Raw genomic sequence first — 21520 nt, 5'->3', positions numbered from 1 at the left:
GTTCAAGCCTTGGTGTCGCGCGTCATGCGCACATTTCCGTAAGTGTCGGACCAATAGGTCCAGCCGGGCGGGACGACCGTCGTCGTGTCGGTCTGGAGCAGGATCGCAGGCCCAGAGAATTTCTCGTCCGCCGGCAGCGAGATCCGCTCGATGTGCGGCGTGTCGAAGGTGCGCAACTCGTCGTCCACCCGAAACACGCAGCGCCCGCTGCCAACCTTGCGCGGCGCATCCGCGCCCTTGTGGACCGGCGGCTCGGCAAGCTTGTCCACCATGCCCAGCCCGCGCACCTTGACCGTGACGATCTCGATCGGGCTCGCCTTGAAGGCATGGCCATATTCGGCGCGATGGCGCTCGTGGAAGGCCTCCCAAACCTCCTGCAGGCTGGCCTCGGTGATCGGGCCGTCCGGCACGTCGATCTTGAGCTCGTAGCCCTGACCGACATAGCGAAGATCGGCCTGACGAAGCATGCGCACCCGTTCGGCGGGCACCTTGTCGCGCGCAAAGATCGCCGAAAGTTCGGTCTCCATGTCGTCGAAGAGGGACTGCAGCCGCTGAAGGTCGATTGCCCCCGTCACGGCAAAGGCCGTGCGCAGCGCGTGATATTCCAGATCAGCCGTCAGCAGGCCCACGGCGGACGTGATGCCAGGATGGGGCGGGATCAGCACGTTATTCATGCCGAGCATCGCCGCCACCTCGGCCGCGTGAAGCGGGCCCGCACCGCCAAAGCCGCACAGGGTGAAGTCGCGCGGGTCGATGCCCTTTTGAACGGTGCGCGAGCGGATCGCGTTGGCCATGTTGCTATTGAGAACGGTCAGCGCGCCCTCGGCCGTCGCCTCGGGCGTGCGCCCCAGCGCTTCGGCCAGTTCGCCAATGACGCGGGCCGAGGCCTCGGCATCGAGCGACATCTGCCCGCCCAGGAAATTGTCCGCTACCAGACGGCCGAGCACGAGATTGGCGTCGGTCACGGTCGGAACCGTTCCGCCGCGCCGATAGGCGGCGGGACCGGGCACCGCGCCCGCACTTTGCGGGCCGACGCGGAACGCCTTGCCGCGATCCAGATGGGCGATCGAGCCGCCGCCCGCGCCGATCGTGTGAATGTCGATCATGGGCAGCATTACCGGGAAACCCGCAATGCTGGCACTGCGCGCATCGGCCTCGGCGAGGCGCCCGTCGCGGATGATGCCGATGTCGGCGCTGGTGCCGCCGATGTCGAGCGTGACGAGGCGGTCGGTCCCCGCGTGCGATCCCACCCAGGCGCCGCCGCGAACACCGGCTACAAGACCCGAAAGAAGCGTCGTGGCCGGCCGCTCGGCGATCATTTCGGGCGTGGCAAGGCCGCCGCTGGAGGTCATGACGCGCAATTCACCGGTCACGCCCATGGCGCGCAGTTCCCCGCTCAGCTGCGAGATGTAGCGACGCACCTTGGGGCCGATGAAAGCCGACATCGCCGCCGTCGTGAAACGCTCGAACTCGCGAAACTGCGGCGAGACCTCGGCCGAGGTCGTCACAAAGACATCCGGGGCGATCTCGCGCACGATCTCGGCCGCGCGGCGCTCGTGCACCGGATTGACATAGGAGAAGAGGAAACCGATCAGGATCGCTTCGACCCCTTCGGCAACGAGCCCGCGGGCAGCCTCGGCCACCGCTGCCTCGTCAAGCGCGATGAGTTCATGACCCTGCGCATCGAGGCGTCCGGCGACCGTCTTCCTGTAGCGGCGGCGGATCAGCGGGCGGCTTTGCCAGGGCAGATCCTGCATGATCGAGTAGTGCTGCGGGCGCTGATGGCGGCCGATGTGCAGGACGTCGCGAAAGCCCTCATTGGTGATCATGCCCGTCACCGCGCCGTCATGGACGAGCATGGCATTGGTGCCGACCGTGGTCCCGTGGAAAATGGCCTCGACGGCGGAGGGTTCGACCCCGGCCAGTTCGCATATGCCGGTTACACCATTTACAACGCCCTCGGCCGGATTGTGCGGCGTCGAGGGAGTCTTGTGGATGGTCACCTTGCCTGTGGAAAGATCCGTCAGGATCAGGTCCGTGAACGTCCCGCCGACATCGACACCCAGAGCGATCATCTGTAACTCCTCGCTGAACTTCGCCAACATTGTTCCATATGGATCAATTTGGCAAGATGCATCCATATGGATTTAAGCGTGTGAAGAAATGTATGAAAAGGGAGCTGCGGAGGAGACGATGACGGACGAAAACCTGCTCGACAGGATTTTTGCGGGGGAGCTCAAGGAACTGATGGTCGTCAGCTACATCGTGCTGGGCAACAATCAGGTCACAAACCGCTACATCGAGGACAAGTACCGCATGCCGGTGCACGCCTGGTCGGCCCTTTATGCGATCGATCTTTTTCCGGGGCTGCGTGCAAAGGAGATCAGGCAGCTCTTTCCCCGCCCCCAAAACACTATCAGCCGCGCGGTATCCCTTCTGCAGGCACGCGGCCTTATCACTCAGGAAACCTCGGACGCGGACGGGCGTGAGAAGCGCCTTTATGCCACCGACGCCGGGCGCGCCCTCCTTGCCGACATGATCGATTTTTCACGTCGCCGGCAGGAGGAATGGCTGACGCCGCTCAGCCCTGAAGAACGCCAGACCTTCTTCCACCTCGCCCGCAAGATCGCTACCGGTCCGAACCTTCTGGAATCCGAAGTGGCGCGCCGATAGGCGCGCTGAATGCCGAGGCGGCCTGATCGAGCCGCCCTCATCCCCCCAGCGTCGACCACTCGTGATGGCGTGGATGATGCAGCCGCCTGTTCTCTGACCGTTGCGAACGGATTCACAGCTCGGCAGTAGCCAGACATTGCGCAGCAATGGCGGACTGTCGACCATATGGAAGAATTGAACGATTTCAGGAGGTTCGGATGGTGGGCGTGACAGGGATTGAACCTGTGACCCCTACGATGTCAACGTAGTGCTCTCCCGCTGAGCTACACGCCCATCCGACGAGGCGCATACACCATAGATGCCCGGCCATCGTCAATAGTCTTGGCGCGGCAAAATTGCGCCACGCCAGTGACGCTACGCAAGCGCGTTCAGGCAGCCTGCAGCATCTTTTCGACCTCGTTGACGAGATCGCGCAGATGGAAGGGCTTGGACAGAACCTTGGCGTCCTTCGGGGCCTTGGAATCGGGGTTCAATGCGACGGCGGCAAAGCCGGTGATGAACATCACCTTGAGGTCCGGGTCGATCTCGGTCGCGCGGCGCGCAAGCTCGATGCCGTCCATCTCGGGCATGACGATGTCGGTCAGGAGCAGGGAAAACGGCTCCTCACGCAGGCGCTCATAGGCACTCGCGCCATTGTCGTAGTCGATCACGTCATAGCCGGCGCGTTCCAGCGCCTTGACGAGGAAACGACGCATGTCCTCATCGTCTTCCGCGAGAAGAATTCTTGCCATCTGAGCGTCCGGAACCCTGTTTTCGAACCAGCACAAAAGCCGATTCGCCCTCCCATCGTATATGCCTTCGGCATGGTAAACATCAAGTGAATGGCGCGTTTGCGGGTGAAGGCGGTGGCTGGACAGGCGCGGGGCACGGTGGCACATCAATGGGGAGTGGAAAGGCGCGAGCGCGAAAAAGGGGTCAATGAGCGAACATCCAGATTTCTCCCTTTCCGCGCCCTTCGAGGTCGCGCGGCCGCAGCGGCAGACGGTTCCCTTCGTCTTCAATTCGCCGCATAGCGGCGCCGTCTATCCGCAGCGCTTCCTCGACATGGCCCGGCTCGATCCGCATGCGATCCGCAGGTCCGAGGACTGTTTCGTCGACGATCTGTTCGCAGGCGTTACGGCGCTCGGCGCGCCATTCCTGAAGGCGAACTTCCCGCGCGCCTATCTGGACGTAAACCGCGAGCCGTGGGAACTCGACCCGCGCATGTTCACCGCCCCCCTGCCGCCCTTCGCCAACACGCGCTCGGCGCGCGTTGCGGGCGGGCTCGGCACCGTTCCCCGCCTCGTCGGCGAAGGGCAGGAAATCTACGCCGCCAAGCTGCCGTTGGAAGAAGCGGTCGGCCGCATCGAGCGCATCTACAAGCCCTATCACGACCAACTGCGCCGGCTGATAGGCGCGACGCACAAGGCATTCGGCATCGCCGTCCTGATCGATTGCCACTCGATGCCGGCGACGATCCGCCTGCCCGAGACGCGCATCCGCCCCGATTTCATCATCGGCGACCGCTTCGGCATGTCGTGCCGGTCGGACCTGTCCGAGGCGGCGATCGGGCATCTGGCAAGCCGCGGCTACATGGTGGCCCACAACAAGCCCTATGCCGGCGGGTTCATTACCGAGCACTACGGGCGGCCGGCGCGCGGCATCCACGCGCTGCAGGTCGAGATCAACCGCAGCCTTTACATGGACGAGGAAAAGTTGGTCCCCAATGCCGGCTACGACCAGCTTCGACGCGACCTGAATGAACTTGCCGCCTGCCTGATCGACCACTTTGGCGCGCCTGGCGAACTGCCTGTCGCGGCCGAATAGGCAAAAAAAGACCGCCCTTGCGAGCGGTCCAAGTCTAGGGAGGAAACGCCCAAGGAGGGCATCGACGGGCGGACCCGTCGAACCCAAGATTATGCTGCAGCGCACAATTGTCAAGCAGTCTCAGAAATGCCTATTGCGCGGGCAGATCCAGCGGAGCCTTTTGATGGACGTGACCCCCGATTTTCTGCGCAGTCTGGCTGCCGAAGCCGCAAAAGAAACGCTGCCGCGCTTTCGCCGGCCGCACGATGTGGCGAACAAGCTTGAGGGCGGCTTCGACCCCGTTACCGAGGCCGACCGCGAGGCCGAGCGTGCCATCCGGCGGCTGATCAAGGCCGATTTTCCGGATCATGGCATCCTGGGCGAGGAGTTCGGCCCAGAGAATTTGCCGAACCGGCATTGCTGGGTGATCGACCCAATCGACGGAACCCGGGCCTTTATTTCGGGCCTGCCGCTATGGGGCACGCTGGTGGGCCTTCTTGAGCACGGCAAGGCCATCGCCGGCATGATGAGCCAGCCCTTTACCGGCGAACTCTTCTACGCGACCGGCGGCAAGGCTCTTTATGAAGGACCGGGCGGACCGCGGAACCTGCGCGTGCGGGCAACGACCGATCTGCGCCACGCAACGCTTTGCACCACGACGCCATCCCTGTTTCTGGACGACGCGCGCACCAGTTACGACCAGCTCGAGATGGCGGTGCAACTCGCGCGCTACGGCACCGACTGCTATGCCTATTGCATGCTGGCGGCCGGCCAGGTCGACATTGTGGTCGAGACAGGGTTGCAGGCCTACGACATTGTCGCGCTGATCCCGATCATCGAGGCGGCGGGCGGCATGATCACGTCACGCGAGGGCGGACCGGCGGAATCAGGCGGGTTCGTGGTGGCAGCAGCGACGCCGCAATTGCATGCGGCGGCGCTCGATGTGCTGAACGGGTAAGGCCGAAAGGTCTTTTGCCGAAGGAACCCCCACCCCTTATCCCTGCTCAGCGTAGCCTGCGAACCGCATCTACCGCGGCAGAACCGTCGTTCCCATCAGGTCCTTGTCGATGGCGTGTGCGGCCTGACGGCCTTCGCGGATCGCCCAGACGACGAGCGACTGGCCGCGGCGCACATCGCCAGCGATATAGAGCTTGTCGATGTTGCTCCTGTAGTCCCGGTCGTTCGCCGTGACATTGCGCGAGCCGCGCTTGTCGGTGACGGTGGCAAGGCGCTCGCCGAGCTGGTCGGGCAGGCCACCCACCAGCGGGCCGGCAAAGCCAATCGCGATAAAGGCGAGGTCGGCCTTGATGACGAATTCGGTTCCCTCGATCGGCTTGCGCTTTTCGTCCACCTCGCAGCACTTGACGCCGGTGAGATTGCCGTCCTCGTCGCCGACGAATTCGAGCGTCGCGACCTGGAACTCGCGATCGGCGCCTTCGGCCTGCGACGACGAGGTCCGCATCTTCGTTGCCCAATAGGGCCAGACGGTCAGCTTGTCTTCCTTTTCCGGCGGCTGCGGGCGGATGTCGAGCTGGGTGACGCGCACCGCGCCTTGCCGGAAGGACGTGCCGACGCAGTCCGACGCGGTGTCGCCGCCGCCGACGACGACGACATGCTTGCCGCCCGCCAGGATTGGAGCCGCGGCCCATGCGCGCGACTGGATGTCCTCGCCGCCGACACGCCGGTTCTGCTGGACGAGATAGGGCATCGCATCATGGACGCCCTGGAACTCGCGGCCGGGAATGCCTGCCGGGCGCGGATTTTCCGAGCCGCCGCAGTAGAGCACGGCGTCGAACTCGGCTGCCAACTCGTCGAGCGTCTTGTCGGTGCCGATGTCGACGCCGCAATGGAAGGTGACGCCCTCGCCCTGCATCTGCTCGACGCGCGCGTCGATATACTTCTTCTCGATCTTGAAATCGGGAATGCCGTAGCGCATCAGCCCGCCGGGCTTCGATTCGCGCTCGAAGACGTGAACGTCGTGGCCGGCGCGGCCGAGCTGTTGCGCCGCCGACATGCCGGCCGGGCCGGAGCCGATGATCGCGACGCGCTTTCCGGTCTTGTGAGAGGCCGGCTGCGGGCGGATCAGGCCCTTTTCATAGGCCTTGTCGGCAATCGCCTGCTCGATCGTCTTGATGGCGACGGGAATGTCCTCGAGGTTCAGCGTGCATGCCTCCTCGCAAGGCGCGGGGCAGATGCGTCCTGTCCACTCGGGGAAATTGTTGGTCGAGTGCAGGTTGCGGATCGCCCCTTCCCAGTCCTTGGCGTAGACGAGGTCGTTCCAGTCCGGGATCTGGTTGTGGACAGGACAACCCGTCGGCCCGTGACAAAAGGGGATGCCGCAATCCATGCAGCGCGCGGCCTGTTTCTCGACCTCCGGTTCCGACATCGGAAGCGTGAACTCCCGGAAATGGCGGATGCGGTCCGACGCCGGCTGGTACTTGTGAACCTGCCGGTCGATCTCGAGAAAGCCTGTTACCTTGCCCATAGTCAGTCCAATCGTCTGCGAGCCGTGAGGCTCCGAAATGCGATCAAGGGTGGAGGGAGGCGGCTATTCGGCCGCCACGCCCATGCGCATGCGTTCCATTTCGATCAGCGCGCGCTTGTATTCGACCGGCATGACCTTGCGGAATCTCGGGCGGTAGTTGGCCCAGTTGTCCAGGATGGTCTGGCCGCGATCGGAGCCCGTGTACTCGACGTGGTTGCGGATGAGCTGGTAGAGGCGCTCCTCGTCGTGGCTCGTCATGTCGGCCTGGACGTCGACGCGGCCCTTGTGGTCGATGTCGCCGCCATGGTGATGGAGACGCTCGAGGAGTTCGTCTTCCTCCGGCACCGGCTCAAGCTCGACCATGGCCATGTTGCAGCGCTCGGCGAAGTCGCCGGCCTCGTCCAGAACATAGGCGATGCCGCCCGACATGCCAGCCGCGAAGTTGCGGCCCGTCTGGCCGAGCACGACGACGACGCCGCCGGTCATGTATTCGCAGCCATGGTCGCCGACGCCCTCGACGACCGCGATGGCGCCGGAATTGCGCACTGCGAAGCGCTCGCCCGCGACGCCGCGGAAATAGCACTCGCCCTCGATCGCGCCGTAGAGAACGGTGTTGCCGACGATGATCGAGTTTTCAGGCGTGATGCGTGCATTGTCCGGCGGGCGGATGACGATCTTTCCGCCCGAAAGCCCCTTGCCGACATAATCGTTGCCGTCGCCGACGAGCGTGAATGTCACACCCTTCGCAAGGAAGGCGCCGAAGGACTGGCCCGCCGTGCCGGTCAGCGTGACGGAGATCGTGTCCTCGCGAAGGCCCTTGTGGCCGAAGCGCTTGGCGACCTCGCCCGACAGCATCGCGCCGGTGGAGCGGTCAACGTTGCGGATGTCGGCAGCGATCTCGACCTTCTGGCGCGCCTCGAGAGCGGGTGCCGCCTCGGCGATCAGCTTTCGGTCGAGCACGTCGTCGATCGGATGCGTCTGGCGCTCGGTCCAGTAGGTCGCTTCCTTGGGCGCGTCGGGCTTGTAGAACATCTTGGAGAAGTCGAGGCCCTTCGACTTCCAGTGCGCGAACGCCTCGTCCTTGGCCAGGAGCTCGGACTGGCCGATGATCTCGTCGATCCTGCGGTAGCCCATCTCGGCCAGAAGCTGGCGCACTTCCTCGGCGATGAAGAAGAAGAAGTTGATGACGTGTTCGGGCGTGCCCTTGAAGCGCTTGCGCAGCACCGGGTCCTGCGTGGCGACGCCCACCGGGCAGGTGTTGAGGTGGCACTTGCGCATCATGATGCAGCCGGCAGCGATCAGCGGCGCGGTCGAGAAGCCGAACTCGTCGGCACCAAGAAGCGCGCCCACGATGACGTCGCGGCCTGTGCGTAGCCCGCCATCGACCTGCAGTGCAACGCGCGAACGCAGGCCGTTCAGCACCAGCGTCTGGTGCGTCTCGGCAAGGCCCATCTCCCAGGGGCTGCCCGCATGCTTGATCGAGGTCAGCGGCGAAGCGCCCGTCCCGCCGTCATAGCCGGAAATGGTGATGTGGTCCGCGCGCGCCTTGGCGACGCCCGCCGCGACCGTGCCGACGCCGACTTCCGAAACGAGCTTCACCGAAACGTCGGCGGCCGGATTGACGTTCTTCAGGTCGTAGATGAGCTGCGCCAGATCCTCGATCGAATAGATGTCGTGATGCGGCGGCGGCGAGATGAGACCCACACCTTGTGTGGAATGCCGCACCTTGGCGATGGTCGCGTCGACCTTGTGGCCGGGCAACTGGCCGCCCTCGCCGGGCTTTGCCCCCTGCGCGACCTTGATCTGCATCATGTCGGAGTTGACCAGGTACTCCGCCGTCACGCCGAAGCGGCCGGAGGCGACCTGCTTGATGGCGGAGCGCTCGGGATTGCGCGATCCGTCCGGCAGCGGGAAGTAGCGGTCCGGCTCTTCGCCGCCCTCGCCCGTGTTCGACTTGCCGCCGATCCGGTTCATCGCCACGGCGAGTGTCGAATGCGCCTCGCGGCTGATCGAACCGAACGACATCGCGCCGGTCGAGAACCGCTTGACGAGTTCGACTGCGGGCTCGACTTCGTCGAGCGGCACAGGCGCCCGGCCACTCTCTTCGGCAGTACGGATCTTGAACAGGCCGCGGATCGACTTGGCCTCGGCAGTATGGCTGTCGATTTGCGCGGAATATTGCTTGAACGTCTCCCACGAGTTGAGACGCACCGAATGCTGCAGCGTTGCGACCGCGTCCGGCGACCAGACATGCGCCTCGCCGCGCACGCGGTAGATGTATTCGCCGCCGACTTCGAGCGCATTGCGCAGGACCGGGTCCTCGCCAAAGGCAGATTCGTGGCGGCTGACCGTCTCGCTTGCGACTTCTTCCAGCCCGACGCCTTCGATGGTCGTCGCCGTGCCTGAGAAATACCGGTCGACGAAGGCTGAGTTCAGGCCGATCGCGTCGAAGATCTGCGCGCCGCAATAGGACTGGTAGGTCGAGATGCCCATCTTGGACATGACCTTGAGGATGCCCTTGCCGATCGACTTGATGTAGCGATAGACGACCTCCTGCGCGTCGACCTCCGGCGGGAAATCGCCCCGGCGGTGCATCTCCGTCAGCGTATCGAAGGCGAGATAGGGGTTGATCGCCTCGGCGCCGTAGCCGGCAAGGCAGGCGAAGTGGTGCACTTCGCGCGGCTCGCCGGATTCGACGACCAGGCCGGCGGCGGTGCGCAGGCCCTTGCGGATCAGATGATGATGGACGGCGGCCGTCGCGAGCAGCGCGGGGATGGCGATGCGGTCCGGCCCGACCTGGCGATCAGACAGAATGATGATGTTGTACCCGCCGACGACCGCTGCCTCCGCCCGGTCGCACAGGCGATCGACCGCGCCCTGCATGCCTGCCGCGCCTTCGACGGCAGGATAGGTGATATCGATCGTCTTGGTGTCGAAGCGGTCCTCTGTGTGGCCGATCGAGCGGATCTTTTCCAGGTCGCCGTTCGTCAGGATCGGCTGACGCACCTCGAGCCGCTTGCGGCGCGAGGAACCGACGAGGTCGAAGATGTTCGGGCGCGGGCCGATGAAGGAGACGAGGCTCATGACGAGTTCCTCGCGGATCGGATCGATCGGCGGGTTCGTCACCTGGGCGAAGTTCTGCTTGAAATAGGTGTAGAGCAGCTTCGACTTGTCCGACATCGCCGAGATCGGCGTATCGGTGCCCATCGAGCCGACGGCTTCCTGGCCGATCGTCGCCATCGGCGACATCAAGATGCGCGTGTCTTCCTGCGTGTAGCCGAAAGCCTGCTGGCGATCGAGGAGCGACACGTCCTTGCGAAGCGCGCGCGGCTCGACCGGCTTCAATTCCTCGAGGATGAGCTGCGTGTTCTTCAGCCACTGCGTATAGGGGTGCTGCGAGGCGATCTCGGCCTTGATCTCGTCGTCGGAGACGATGCGGCCCTCTTCGAGATCGATCAGCAGCATGCGGCCGGGCTGCAGCCGCCACTTGGTGACGATGTTTTCCTCAGGAACCGGCAGCACGCCCGCTTCCGACGCCATGATGACGCGGTCGTCGTCGGTGACGATGTAACGCGCGGGGCGCAGGCCGTTGCGGTCGAGCGTCGCGCCGATCTGGCGCCCGTCGGTAAAGACGACAGCGGCCGGCCCGTCCCACGGCTCCATCAGCGCAGCGTGATATTCGTAGAACGCGCGGCGCTCGTCGCTCATCAGCTTGTTGCCGGCCCAGGCTTCCGGGATCAGCATCATCATGGCGTGCGCGAGCGAGTAGCCGCCCTGGAACAGGAATTCGAGCGCATTGTCGAAGCAGGCCGTGTCCGACTGCCCCTCATAGGAAATCGGCCACAGCTTGGAGATGTTGTTGCCGAAGAGCTCGGAATCGACCGAGGCCTGCCGCGCCGCCATCCAGTTGTTGTTGCCGCGCACCGTGTTGATCTCGCCATTGTGGGCGACCATGCGGTAAGGATGCGCGAGCTTCCAGGACGGGAAGGTGTTGGTCGAAAAGCGCTGGTGAACGAGGACCAGTGCCGTCTCGAAACGCGGATCGGTCAGATCCTTGTAGTAGGCGCCGACCTGATAGGCCAGGAACATGCCCTTGTAGACGATGGTGCGCGCGGACAGCGAGACGCAATAGGCGCCGATGTCCTTGTTCTGGTGCTCGGCATAGATGCGGCCTGAAATGACCTTGCGCAGGAGATAGAGCCGCGCTTCGTATTCCTCGTCGTCGTCGATGTCGGCCGGGCGGCCGATGAAGACCTGGCGGTGATGCGGCTCTGCGGCGACGATCTCGGGCGCCTTCGACAGCGACGAATTGTCGACGGGAACGTCGCGGAAACCGATCAGCGGCAGCCCTTCGGACTGTGCGGAGTCGGCGATGATCTCGTCGACATGCGCGCGCAGATCCGCATCCTGCGGCATGAACCAATGGCCCACGCCATATTGGCCGGGTGGCGGCAGATCGATGCCCTGCGCGGCCATCTCCTCGCGGAAGAAGCGGTCGGGAATCTGCACCAGCACGCCTGCGCCGTCGCCGACCAGCGGATCGGCGCCGACGGCGCCGCGATGCGTCAGGTTCTCGAGCATGAACAGCCCGTCCTTGACAATCTGATGCGACTTCACGCCCTTCATGTTGGCAACGAAGCCGACACCGCACGCATCGTGCTCGTTGCGCGGATCGTAAAGACCCTGCGCTTGCGGAAGACCGGCCTTGCGGATAGTCGCTGTCGCGTGGGCGGCCTGCATCGATGCGGGCGTCACAGCTTGCGTCTTCTCGCTCATGATCGTCTCTCCGTCGAGCCCGAAATCCGGGCGGTCGTCTCGTCCTCCAGGCCCACCGTGCGGCAGACCCAATGTGCAGTCGCGGCAAATATGTCGAAGGGCCTGTTCACCGACCAGCGGGACGGCTGTCTGCCGACCGGTCGGCGCATGGCCGATACATCGTGCCTAGCGGCGGTGCCGACATCGGTAGCACGCGGCATCTTAATCCGCACGGTGCCGGATCGGCAAACCACAAATAAGACAGCAATGCTGTCCTAAATGCCATATGACAGAAATCAAAAGCCCGCACAAGATGCAACTGCAAAAAAATGAGGCGTTTGACGAAAGATTGTTTCGCAAAAGGGCGCCATGCGGCAATCTTCGAAAAAGGCTTTCGCATGTGCGGTGTGGGGCACTTGTCAGTCCCCCGCCGACCTGATTTCTGAAGCGGACTTTTCAAGGGAATAGCACGCTTCATGTATTTCGCATCCGACAACTGGGCCGGCGCCCACCCAGACATTGCCCGCAACCTCGTCACCCGCTCGGCCGGATTCGCGCCCGCATATGGCACAAGCGACCTCGACAAGGCCGTCGAAGCGCGGTTTTGCGAGATTTTCGAGCGCGAGGTCGCCGTTTTCTTCGTCGGCACCGGCACTGCGGCCAATTCGCTCGCCCTGACAGCCTATGACCGCGCCGGCGGCGTCTCGTTTTGCCACCGCGAGGCACATGTGATCGCCGATGAGTGCGGCGCACCTGAATACTTCATGGGCGGTTCGCGCCTCCATGCCGTGGACGGCCCGCTCGGCCGGATGGACATCGAAAAGCTAAAGGCTGCGATCGACCGGTTTCCGCCCGCTTTCGTCCATGGCGGACGTCCTGCAGCGCTCACGATGACCCAGGCAACCGAAGTCGGGACGGTTTATTCGCTGGCGCAGATCGAGGCGATGTCGGGCCTTGCGAAGGAGCACGGCATCCCGCTCCACATGGATGGCGCGCGTTTTGCCAATGCATTGGTCTCGCTCGATGTTTCGGCGGCCGAAATGACCTGGAAGCGCGGCGTCGACGTCCTTTCCTTCGGCGGCACCAAGAATGGCTGCTGGTGTGCCGAAGCGGTCGTCTTCTTCAATTCCGACGAGGCGAAGGATTTTCCCTTCGTGCGCAAGCGCGCCGCTCAGCTCTTTTCCAAGTCGCGTTTTATCGCGGCGCAGTTCGAGGCCTATTTCGCCGAGGACCTGTGGCTGAGGACGGCGCGCCACTCGAACGCGATGGCGATGCGGCTCGCGAGCCATTTCACGACCTCGCCGAATGCGCGGCTCGGATGGGCGCCAGAGGCGAACGAGGTCTTCCCGATCCTGGGCAAAGGGCTGGTCGAGGAATTGAAGGACAAGGGCGCCGTCTTCTACGCATGGCCGACGCCCGCCGGTCTGGATGTCGGCGCCGACGAGACGCTTTGCCGGTTCGTGACCAGCTTTGCCACCACCGAAGCGGATGTCGACGCGATCGGCAAACTGATCGCGTGATCACGAGCCAATTCAGCGACCGGTGATTTTGCCAGGATCGTTCGATGCCGGCGCAGGAATGCCGGCATTCTTCCAGTGATGTAGCGCTTCGCCAAGGTGTCGTGCCGACATGATCGGCATCGTCATCGTCGAGAGCGCCGTCGACATGCGCGTCCACCAGGTTAGCCGAGGCCACCGGCGCACCGTTCGATCGCGTCAGGGACGGTTCTGACGGCCAAGGGCGCATGCCCACTGCCACTCGACGCGATTGTCGTCGAACGCAAAGCGGCGCCCGAGAGGGCGCCGCCGGTTCATCAGGGCGTGCTCGTCTTAGTTGACCGCGTTGCCTTCGATCTGCTTCGCGGACGCAGGCGTCGTCCGGATCGCGATCTTGCGTGGCTTCATCTCTTCCGGCACCGAACGCTGCAGGTCGATGTGCAACAGGCCGTTCTTCAACAGCGCGCCCACGACCTCGACATGGTCGGCAAGCTGGAAGCGACGCTCGAAGGCGCGCGCGGCGATGCCGCGATGAAGGAATTCGGACGTTTCGTCCTGGGTCTCCGGCTTGTCGCCCTTGATCGTCAGGACGTTGCGATGGGCCTCGATCGAGATGTCCTCCTCGGCAAAGCCTGCGACGGCCATCGAGATGCGATAGGCGTCTTCGCCCGTGCGCTCGATGTTGTAGGGCGGATAGGACTGGCCGTTATCGGGTTGAGCCAGCGAATCGAGCATCGTGAAGAGGCGGTCGAAGCCGACGGTCGAGCGATAGAGCGGCGAAAAATCAACGTGACGCATGGTCTGTTCTCCAGTTGAGCAACATGGTTTGCGATTGGAGCATCTGTCGGAAAACGCTTCGGTCTTTCCGTTCGACGTCCAGCGGTCCCGGCATCGGCGACCGCAGATCAGATGTGGTTTTTTGCGTGCGCGCTTTCAAGAGTTTTCGCGGCCGGCCCAAACGATGAACTGAATATGAACCGACACTTCGGATTCCGTTCAGCCCGCAACAGCTAACTTCCACTCATCGAATTCGAACAGGCGGCCTGAAAGCCACTTGGTCGTCTCCGAAGCCGGACCGGGTGTAACGTCCCTTCCTCCCGGTTCGTCAGAGGCCGGAAGCTCCCGCAAGGATCTTCCGGCCTTACCTTTTTCAAGGCCAGCGCTTCGATAGTCTTTGCCTTTGGCCGCGCCGCTTTCTATCACGGCTCAATGACCGACCAGATCTTTGCCAGCGCCGGAAATCCCATCCCCGACCATGCTCAGGCCGGCCTGTTCGAGGGAAAGGGCGGCATCAAGCTGCGCTATGCGCGCTTTGCCGCGACGGGGCGCCCGCTCAAGGGCACGGTGCTCATCTTTCCCGGCCGCAACGAGGCGATCGAGAAGTATTTCGAGACCATCGTCGAGTTGCAGGAGCGCGGATTCGGCGTCGCCCTTTTCGACTGGCGCGGCCAGGGCGGCTCGCAGCGCCTGACACGCAATCCGCGACGCGGCTATGTCCGCTCCTTCGACGACCATGTCGCCGACATCGACCGCTTTCTCGAGCACATCGTGCTGCCGGACTGCCGTGCGCCCTTCTATCTCATCGGCCATTCGACCGGCGCGCTGACCGCGCTCTCGGCGTCACGCAAACTGACCAACCGCATCCGCCGCATGGTGCTGCTCGCGCCGCTCCTGACGCTGGAGCGCATTCCGGTGAGCATGGGCACGCTGCGCCGCGCGACCGGCCTTTTGACCGCGCTCGGCTTCGGCCGCATGTTCCTCGCGCGCGGGCAAAGGCGTCCGGCAAAGCAGCTCTTCGAGGGCAATATCGTCACCAGCGATCCGCAGCGTTTTGCGCGCAACCAGGCGATCTACGAGGCGCATCCGGCGCTCGGGCTCGGCGCGACGACGGTCGGCTGGGTGCATGCGGCGACGGTCGCCTCTGCGCGCGTCCACGAGCGGGACTTCCTGCGCAATCACCGCATCCCGACGCTTCTGGTCGCGGCGGGCGCGGACACGCTCGTCTCGACGCCGGCCATCGAGGCATATGCGCGGCAGTTGCGCGACGCCTCGCTCGTCACCATCGACGGTGCGCGGCATGAGATATTGCAGGAAGCGGATCGGTATCGCGAGCAGTTCTGGGCGGCCTTCGACGCGTTTGTCCCCGGCGAGATTCCCGAACTCGTCTGAACTAGGACCGCCGCACGCTCTTCAGTTCCTTGGCGAAGGGCCAGGTCGTGTGCGCCATGGTCTCGATGCCCGACGCGGTCAGCGCCGCGCCGAAGAGAAAGCCCTGCAGAAGGTCGGGCTTGATGTGCTCGGCAAGCGTCTTCAACTGCTCGAACGTCTCCACGCCCTCGATCGTCACCGTCAGGCCGAGCGGGCGCGACATGTTGACGATGCCGCGCAGAAGTTCGAGCGCGCGCTCGTTCTGCGTGACGTCGATGAGGAAGGACCGGTCGATCTTGATCTTGTCGAGCGGCAGGGTGTGCAGATAGCTGAGCGAGGAATAGCCGGTGCCGAAATCATCGAGCGCAATGCGCACGCCGATCTTCTTCATCTGCTCGATGTAGCGACGCGTCATCGCCTTGTCGTCTAGCAGCGCCGTCTCGGTCACCTCGATCTCGAGGCGGCGCGGGCAAAGACCGCTCTGGTCGAGCGCGCGGCGCACATGGTCGACGATGTCGGCCGAGCGGAAATCCTTCGCCGACAGGTTGACCGACACGCCGATATGATCCGGCCAGCGCGCGCATTGCAGCGTCGCGGCCTCCAGCACGAAATGGCTGATCTCGGAGACGATGCCCATCTCTTCGGCAAGCGGAATGAAGACCGCCGGCGAGATCGGCCCGAGTTCGGGATGGTCCCAGCGGCACAGCGCCTCGCAGGTCGAGATCTGCATCGTGTCCATCGCCACGATCGGCTGGTAGACGACGCGCAGACCCTTTGCCGCAATGGCCGAGCGCAGGTCTGCCTTGAGAAGCTGCTTGCGCCGGAAGGCCTGATCCATCTCGTCTTCGAAGAGATGCCAGGAAGCCTTGCCGAGCTCCTTGGCCCTGTAGAGCGCAAGGTCCGCCTTCACCACCATGCCGTCGACATCGGCGTTGTGTACCGAAGAGAGAACCGCGCCTGCCGAGGCCTGGATGAGAAGGGCATGGCCGGCGACATCGACATCGCCCTTGAGCGCAGCGAAAATCGCGTTCATGCGGGCGGCAAACGCCACTTCATCGTGCACGTCATCGAAATAGAGCGCGAACTCGTCGCCGCCGAACCGGCTGACAAAGATGTCCTCGCTCACAAATTGCCGCAGCTTCTCGGCGACCGCGTAGATGAGTCCGTCGCCGACCGGATGCCCCAGCGTATCGTTGACCGTCTTGAAATCATCGAGATCGAAGACGGCGAGGCCGATGGTGCGGCGGCGGTCGCCGACAGCGACGGCGTCGGCGACCAGTTCGTTGAAATAGTCGCGGTTGGGCAGGCCCGTCAGCCCGTCATAGCGCGCCATGTATCGAATCTTGTCTTGCGACTCGACGCGCTGCGTCACCTCCTCGAAGGTGATCACGCCGAGTTCGTCGCGGCCTGAGCGGGCCGTGAATTCCAGATACCGGCCATCGGTCAGCTTGAGGAGAAGCTTGCGGTCACGCCCCTCCCGGATCGCTTTCATCAGTTCGACATCGGCGAAATTGGCGTCCGAGGTCGAAAGGAGGCCGCCGGCGGCGACCCGCAGCAGCAGCGCCTTCAACGTCCTGTTCTGGAGTTGCGAGGCATCGTCGAAGCCGAGCGCCGCTGCGGCCTGGCTGTTTGCCACCGCCGCCTTGCCGTCCGGACCCAGCATGACGAGACCATGCGGCATGGTGTTCAGCGCGCGATCGAAGCGCTGTGCGAGATATTTGGAGTTGCGCTCTTCCGAGATCGCCGCGAACAGCATCGTGCGCACGTTCTCGGCCATCTTGGCGATGATGAACATGAACGGGATGATGTAGAGACCGAGCACGAAATAGTTCAGTTCGCCCTTGAGGATCAGGCCGAGCGCGATCGGCAGGACACCGGTGACTGCGAGCACGGCGACCATGCGCTTGGAGCCGTAGTTGCGCCCCACGATCGTGACCGACCCGCCCATGATGACCGCTACGGCGGCAATTTCGCCGAACGCGTCGGGAATGAGCACGATCGAAGTGAAGCAGAAGGCGCCGGCGCACGCGCCCTGAATCGCGCCCCCGACGATGTAGGACCGCTCGGCGCGTCGGGCGGAAGGCACGTCGACGATCGCCTTCGTCGTCTGGACGCGGCGGATCGACCAGTAGCGATAGAAAGCCGAGAGGAAAAGCGCCACACCGAGGCCGGCATAGACGGGGCTCTCGGTCGTGCGATAGACCAGCAGCGCGATCAGACCTTGGCACAGGCCACCGATCAGCAGGATGCCCGGATCGTTGAACAACGACCGGACAAAGCCGACATAGATATCCTGTGGAACTGAGTCTCGGGCGCTCTTCAACTCGGGGTCCTGGTTTCTACCGGCCCTAACAGTGTCAGAACCCCCTTAAGCAATCATTGATGCCCCGCGGAATGTCCTCATTCCGCGGCTTCAAGATGCCGGCTGGCGGGCGCAGCCTTGAGGCGCTCGACGAGACGGACGCGCTCGGCCTCGGCCTTCGACGCATTCGCCGCCTTGACGTGGCCGAAGCCGCGAATGGCCGCAGGCAGCGATGCAAGCGCCGTCGCCTCGACAATGCGGCCCGGGGCGACGAGTGAGCGGATGAGATCGAGATCGCGCTCGTAGGCGGCAAGCATTTCACGTTCGTGCCGGCGCTCGGCTGAGTAACCGAAGAGATCGAGCGGCGTTCCGCGCAGGCTCTTGAACCGCGCGAGAACGCCGAATGCCTTCATCATCCAGGGCCCGAAACTCGACTTGCGCGCCACGCCGTCGGAGCCCTTGCGACCGAGGATCGGCGGGGCGAGGTGGAACTCCAGACGCTCGTAGTCGGAAAATTCGCGCGCGAGCTGGCGCTTGAAATTGCCGTCCGTGTAAAGCCGAGCGACCTCATACTCGTCCTTGATCGCCATCAGCTTGAAAAGGCTGCGTGCAACCGCCTCGCTGAGCGCGGTCGAGCCTGGCACCGCTGCCTCTTCGGCGGCGCGGATCGACGCGACCTGACGGGCGTAGCGGTCCGCATAGGCGGCGTTCTGGTAGTCGGTGAGGAACTCGACACGACGTGCCACGATCTCGTCCAGCGTCTCGCTGATCTTCGTCGCCTTCGAGGCGCCCGCCTCGACGAGTTCGGCGATTTCGTCGGGCTTCACCGCGGCGCGGCGGCCCCAGCGGAATGCCTGGACGTTCATCGCAACGGCCTGACCGTTGAGCTCGATAGCCTTTTCGATCGCTTCGGCGCCAAGCGGCAGACCGCCATGCTGGTAAGCGAACCCCAGCATGAACATGTTGGCGGCGAGCGCATTGCCGAACAGCGTCTGCGCGGCACGGGTCGCGTCGAAGAAATGCGCATTCTGCTCGCCAACGGCGCGGCTGATGGCGCGCTTGACGCGCTCGACCGGCAGCGAGAAGTCTGCCGAACGGGTGAAGTCTCCCGGCATGACCTCGGCGGTGTTGCCGACGAAGATCGTCTTGCCCTCCCGCACGGACGACAGGATCTTGGCGCTGCCCGAGACGACGAGATCGCAGCCGAGCACCATGTCCGCCTTGCCCGCCGAAACGCGGATGGCGTGGATGTCCTCCGGCGTTTTTGCGATGCGCATGTGGCTGAAGACCGCGCCGCCCTTCTGGGCAAGGCCCGCCATGTCGATGACGCCGCAACCCTTGCCTTCAAGGTGTGCCGCCATGCCGATGACCGCGCCGATGGTGACGACGCCTGTACCGCCAATGCCGTCGACGATGCCGGACCAGCCCGTCTCGACCGACGCAAGCACGGGATCCGGCACGCCCTCCAGCGGATCGGCGCCGCCCGCACGCCCTTCGGCCTTGCGAATTTTCGCTCCATGCACGGTGACGAATGACGGGCAGAAGCCGTTGACGCAGGAAAAGTCCTTGTTGCAGGACGACTGGTCGATGCGCCGCTTGCGGCCAAACTCGGTCTCGAGCGGCTGCACCGAGACGCAGTTCGACTTCACGCCGCAATCGCCGCAGCCCTCGCAGACGAGCTCGTTGATGATGACGCGCTTGTCGGGATCAGGAAACATGCCGCGCTTGCGCCGGCGGCGTTTTTCGGCCGCGCAGGTCTGGTCGTAGAGAAGCACCGACACGCCCTTGATCTCGCGCAGTTCGCGCTGGACGGCGTCGAGGTCGTCGCGGTGATGAATCGTCGCCCCGGCGGGAAACTGGACGCGGCCGCCATATTTGTCCGGCTCGTCGGTGACGATAGCGATGCGCTCGACACCCTCGCCGCGCACCTGGTTCGCGATCATGTCGACGGTCAGCCCGCCTTCGTGCGGCTGCCCGCCGGTCATCGCGACGGCGTCGTTGTAGAGAATCTTGTAGGTGATGTTGGCATCGGAGGCGAGCGCGAAGCGCAGCGCCAGCGAGCCGGAATGATTGTAGGTGCCGTCGCCGAGATTCTGGAAGATGTGGTCGCGCTTGGAGAACGGCGCCTGCCCGACCCACTGCGCGCCCTCGCCGCCCATGGCGGTGAATCCGACGGTGTTGCGGTCCATCCACAGAGACATGAAGTGGCAGCCGATGCCGCCACCGGCGATCGAGCCTTCGGGCACCTTGGTCGAGGAATTGTGCGGGCAGCCCGAGCAGAAATACGGCGTGCGGCTCGAAACGCTCTGCGTCTCGGCCATCATCGCCTGGAACTGGCGCATCTGCGCGACGCGCGCGGCGATCTCCTCCGAATGGCCGATCGTGCGCAAGACACGTTCGCCGATGGCGATGGCGATGTCGTTCGGGTCGAGTGCGCCGCGTGCCGGAAACAGCCACTCGCCGCGCTCGTCCCTCTTGCCGACGATGGTCGGCTGCATGGCGGTGCCGTAGAGGTTCTCGCGCATCTGCACTTCGATCAGCGAGCGCTTTTCCTCCACCACGATGATCGATTCGAGACCATCGGCGAACTGGCTGATGTGCTCGTAGTCGAGCGGCCACGGACACGCGACCTTGAACAGGCGGATGCCAAGCTGGTTGGCGCGCGCCTCGTCGATGCCGATGTCGTCGAGCGCCTGGCGCACGTCCAGATAGGACTTGCCGACGGTGATGATGCCGAGGCGGGCGCTCGAGCCGCCCGAATAGACGATGCGGTTGAGCGGATTGGCCCGGATGAAGGCGGCGGCAGCGGCGCGCTTGTGCTCGTGGAGCCGCGCCTCCTGCCCCATCTGGTCGATCTCGTGCCGGATCGAAAGCCCGCCCTGCGGCATCTCGATCTCAGGCAGCGTGATGTTCAGCCGGTCCAGGGAGACGTCGACCGAGGCGGTCGATTCGATGTTGTCCTTCACGCACTTCATAGCCGACCAGACGCCGGCATAGCGCGACAGCGCGTAGCCGTAGAGACCATAGTCGACGAGTTCCTGCACGCCGGCCGGATTGAAGATCGGGCTCATCGTGTCGACGAAGAGGAACTCCGTCGCATGGGCGTTGGTGGAGGATTCGGCCGTGTGGTCGTCGCCCATCAGCGCAAGGACACCGCCATGAGGCGAGGTCCCCGCCAGGTTGGCGTGGCGGAAGACGTCGCCGGACCGGTCGACGCCCGGCCCCTTGCCATACCAGAGCGCGAAGACGCCGTCGTGCGTGCCTTCGCCCAAAAGCTCGGTCTGCTGGGTACCCCAGCAAGCGGTCGCCGCCAGCTCTTCGTTGAGCCCGGCCTGGAACACGATGTCGGATTGCTGCAGTTCGCGCTTGGCTTTCCACAATTGCTGGTCGAGCCCACCGAGCGGCGAGCCGCGATAGCCCGAGACGAAGCCGGCCGTGGACACTCCCGCTCGTCGGTCGCGTTCGCGCTGCATCATCAGCATCCGCACGATCGCCTGTGCGCCTGAGATGAAGATGCGTTCCTTGGACAGGTCGTACTTGTCGTTCAGCGCGACGTCGTGCAGCGTCATGTGTAGCTTCCTCCCGCTCGGTCGACCCGAAAGGTCATCCTGGCTGTCCCAATTTCGAGCCGAGCGTGACATCCGTCAAAGCCTTTTCGCCACGGCCATGAAAAAGAGCAATAGTCGTTAACGATCGCATCATTGCACGGTAATATTGTGTCGCGGCATGCAAGGGCGCGCGTTCGGTTGTGTCACGACAGGGCTTTGTTTGCACCAGCAAAGCTGTTAGAGGACGCGCCGCGACAAGCGGCGGTGGCCGGTTTGGGTCTTCGCAGCAGCGCATGTTCTGACAGTTTTCGGGAACGAGAAAGCCGGC

The 21520-nt window shown here is 64.1% G+C and carries 13 protein-coding genes and 1 tRNA gene; 5 read left to right on the top strand and 9 right to left on the bottom strand.

All coding sequences use genetic code 11. From position 1 onward, the window contains the following. Positions 1–2: 2 nt before the first annotated feature. Entirely contained in the window at positions 3–2075 is a 2073-nt protein-coding gene (locus tag GTK01_RS05535) for a hydantoinase/oxoprolinase family protein (RefSeq protein ID WP_252924866.1), read from the bottom strand. A gap of 118 nt (positions 2076–2193) precedes the next feature. Here GTK01_RS05535 and GTK01_RS05530 point away from each other — a divergent pair, with 118 nt between their 5' ends. Continuing rightward, positions 2194–2673 (top strand): MarR family winged helix-turn-helix transcriptional regulator, encoded by a 480-nt coding sequence (locus tag GTK01_RS05530; RefSeq protein ID WP_252924865.1) that lies wholly within the window; start codon positions 2194–2196, stop codon positions 2671–2673. Between the two features lie 198 nt (positions 2674–2871). Here GTK01_RS05530 and GTK01_RS05525 read toward each other — a convergent pair. Beyond that, positions 2872–2946: transfer RNA gene (locus GTK01_RS05525), tRNA-Val, on the bottom strand. A gap of 95 nt (positions 2947–3041) precedes the next feature. Then, on the bottom strand, positions 3042–3404 hold the full coding sequence (cpdR, locus tag GTK01_RS05520; protein ID WP_024587861.1) for a cell cycle two-component system response regulator CpdR: 363 nt from the start codon (positions 3402–3404) through the stop codon (positions 3042–3044). 187 nt (positions 3405–3591) lie between these two features. Between cpdR and GTK01_RS05515 the strand changes: the two genes are divergently transcribed. Both GTK01_RS05515 and hisN read left to right on the top strand, forming a co-directional pair. Next, positions 3592–4479, top strand: coding sequence for an N-formylglutamate amidohydrolase (locus GTK01_RS05515; protein ID WP_252924864.1), 888 nt, complete (start codon positions 3592–3594; stop codon positions 4477–4479). A gap of 163 nt (positions 4480–4642) precedes the next feature. Continuing rightward, on the top strand, positions 4643–5416 hold the full coding sequence (hisN, locus tag GTK01_RS05510) for a histidinol-phosphatase (RefSeq protein WP_252925061.1): 774 nt from the start codon (positions 4643–4645) through the stop codon (positions 5414–5416). A 69-nt stretch (positions 5417–5485) separates the two neighbouring features. Here the strand turns inward: hisN and GTK01_RS05505 are convergent, their stop codons facing one another. Together GTK01_RS05505 and gltB are read right to left on the bottom strand one after the other, a co-directional pair. Next, entirely contained in the window at positions 5486–6943 is a 1458-nt protein-coding gene (locus GTK01_RS05505) for a glutamate synthase subunit beta (protein ID WP_252924863.1), read from the bottom strand. A gap of 63 nt (positions 6944–7006) precedes the next feature. Next, positions 7007–11683: a glutamate synthase large subunit gene (gltB, locus tag GTK01_RS05500; RefSeq protein WP_252925060.1), complete on the bottom strand. Its 4677-nt coding sequence runs from the start codon at positions 11681–11683 to the stop codon at positions 7007–7009. Positions 11684–12174: 491 nt separating this feature from the next. Between gltB and GTK01_RS05495 the strand changes: the two genes are divergently transcribed. Continuing rightward, positions 12175–13218 (top strand): low specificity L-threonine aldolase, encoded by a 1044-nt coding sequence (locus GTK01_RS05495; protein WP_252924862.1) that lies wholly within the window; start codon positions 12175–12177, stop codon positions 13216–13218. A 12-nt stretch (positions 13219–13230) separates the two neighbouring features. Here the strand turns inward: GTK01_RS05495 and GTK01_RS20960 are convergent, their stop codons facing one another. Then, positions 13231–13365: a hypothetical protein gene (locus GTK01_RS20960; protein ID WP_256483586.1), complete on the bottom strand. Its 135-nt coding sequence runs from the start codon at positions 13363–13365 to the stop codon at positions 13231–13233. Between the two features lie 162 nt (positions 13366–13527). Then, on the bottom strand, positions 13528–13992 hold the full coding sequence (locus GTK01_RS05490; protein ID WP_252924861.1) for an Hsp20 family protein: 465 nt from the start codon (positions 13990–13992) through the stop codon (positions 13528–13530). Positions 13993–14403: 411 nt separating this feature from the next. Here GTK01_RS05490 and GTK01_RS05485 point away from each other — a divergent pair, with 411 nt between their 5' ends. After that, complete coding sequence (locus GTK01_RS05485) at positions 14404–15363, top strand: alpha/beta fold hydrolase (protein WP_252924860.1); 960 nt, start codon at positions 14404–14406, stop codon at positions 15361–15363. A gap of 1 nt (position 15364) precedes the next feature. On the opposite strand, the gene GTK01_RS05480 is transcribed toward GTK01_RS05485, so the two are convergent. Beyond that, positions 15365–17665: a bifunctional diguanylate cyclase/phosphodiesterase gene (locus GTK01_RS05480; protein ID WP_252924859.1), complete on the bottom strand. Its 2301-nt coding sequence runs from the start codon at positions 17663–17665 to the stop codon at positions 15365–15367. 77 nt (positions 17666–17742) lie between these two features. Beyond that, positions 17743–21213 carry an indolepyruvate ferredoxin oxidoreductase family protein gene (locus tag GTK01_RS05475; protein WP_252924858.1) on the bottom strand — a complete coding sequence of 1157 codons (3471 nt, stop codon included), beginning with the start codon at positions 21211–21213 and terminating at the stop codon, positions 17743–17745. Positions 21214–21520: the final 307 nt, after the last annotated feature.

Source organism: Aliihoeflea sp. 40Bstr573, from assembly GCF_024105655.1.
GTDB lineage: Bacteria > Pseudomonadota > Alphaproteobacteria > Rhizobiales > Rhizobiaceae > Aliihoeflea.
The sequence above is the reverse complement of the archived record's forward strand: the minus strand, read 5'-3'. Positions and strand labels throughout refer to the sequence as shown.

Coding starts and splice junctions, on each gene's coding strand:
- GTK01_RS20960 (WP_256483586.1), bottom strand. CDS start 13,365: ATGTCGACGGCGCTCTCGACGATGACGATGCCGATCATGTCGGCACGA.
- GTK01_RS05485 (WP_252924860.1), top strand. CDS start 14,404: ATGACCGACCAGATCTTTGCCAGCGCCGGAAATCCCATCCCCGACCAT.
- GTK01_RS05515 (WP_252924864.1), top strand. CDS start 3,592: ATGAGCGAACATCCAGATTTCTCCCTTTCCGCGCCCTTCGAGGTCGCG.
- hisN (WP_252925061.1), top strand. CDS start 4,643: ATGGACGTGACCCCCGATTTTCTGCGCAGTCTGGCTGCCGAAGCCGCA.
- GTK01_RS05535 (WP_252924866.1), bottom strand. CDS start 2,075: ATGATCGCTCTGGGTGTCGATGTCGGCGGGACGTTCACGGACCTGATC.
- GTK01_RS05490 (WP_252924861.1), bottom strand. CDS start 13,992: ATGCGTCACGTTGATTTTTCGCCGCTCTATCGCTCGACCGTCGGCTTC.
- cpdR (WP_024587861.1), bottom strand. CDS start 3,404: ATGGCAAGAATTCTTCTCGCGGAAGACGATGAGGACATGCGTCGTTTC.
- GTK01_RS05495 (WP_252924862.1), top strand. CDS start 12,175: ATGTATTTCGCATCCGACAACTGGGCCGGCGCCCACCCAGACATTGCC.
- gltB (WP_252925060.1), bottom strand. CDS start 11,683: ATGCAGGCCGCCCACGCGACAGCGACTATCCGCAAGGCCGGTCTTCCG.
- GTK01_RS05505 (WP_252924863.1), bottom strand. CDS start 6,943: ATGGGCAAGGTAACAGGCTTTCTCGAGATCGACCGGCAGGTTCACAAG.
- GTK01_RS05475 (WP_252924858.1), bottom strand. CDS start 21,213: ATGACGCTGCACGACGTCGCGCTGAACGACAAGTACGACCTGTCCAAG.
- GTK01_RS05530 (WP_252924865.1), top strand. CDS start 2,194: ATGACGGACGAAAACCTGCTCGACAGGATTTTTGCGGGGGAGCTCAAG.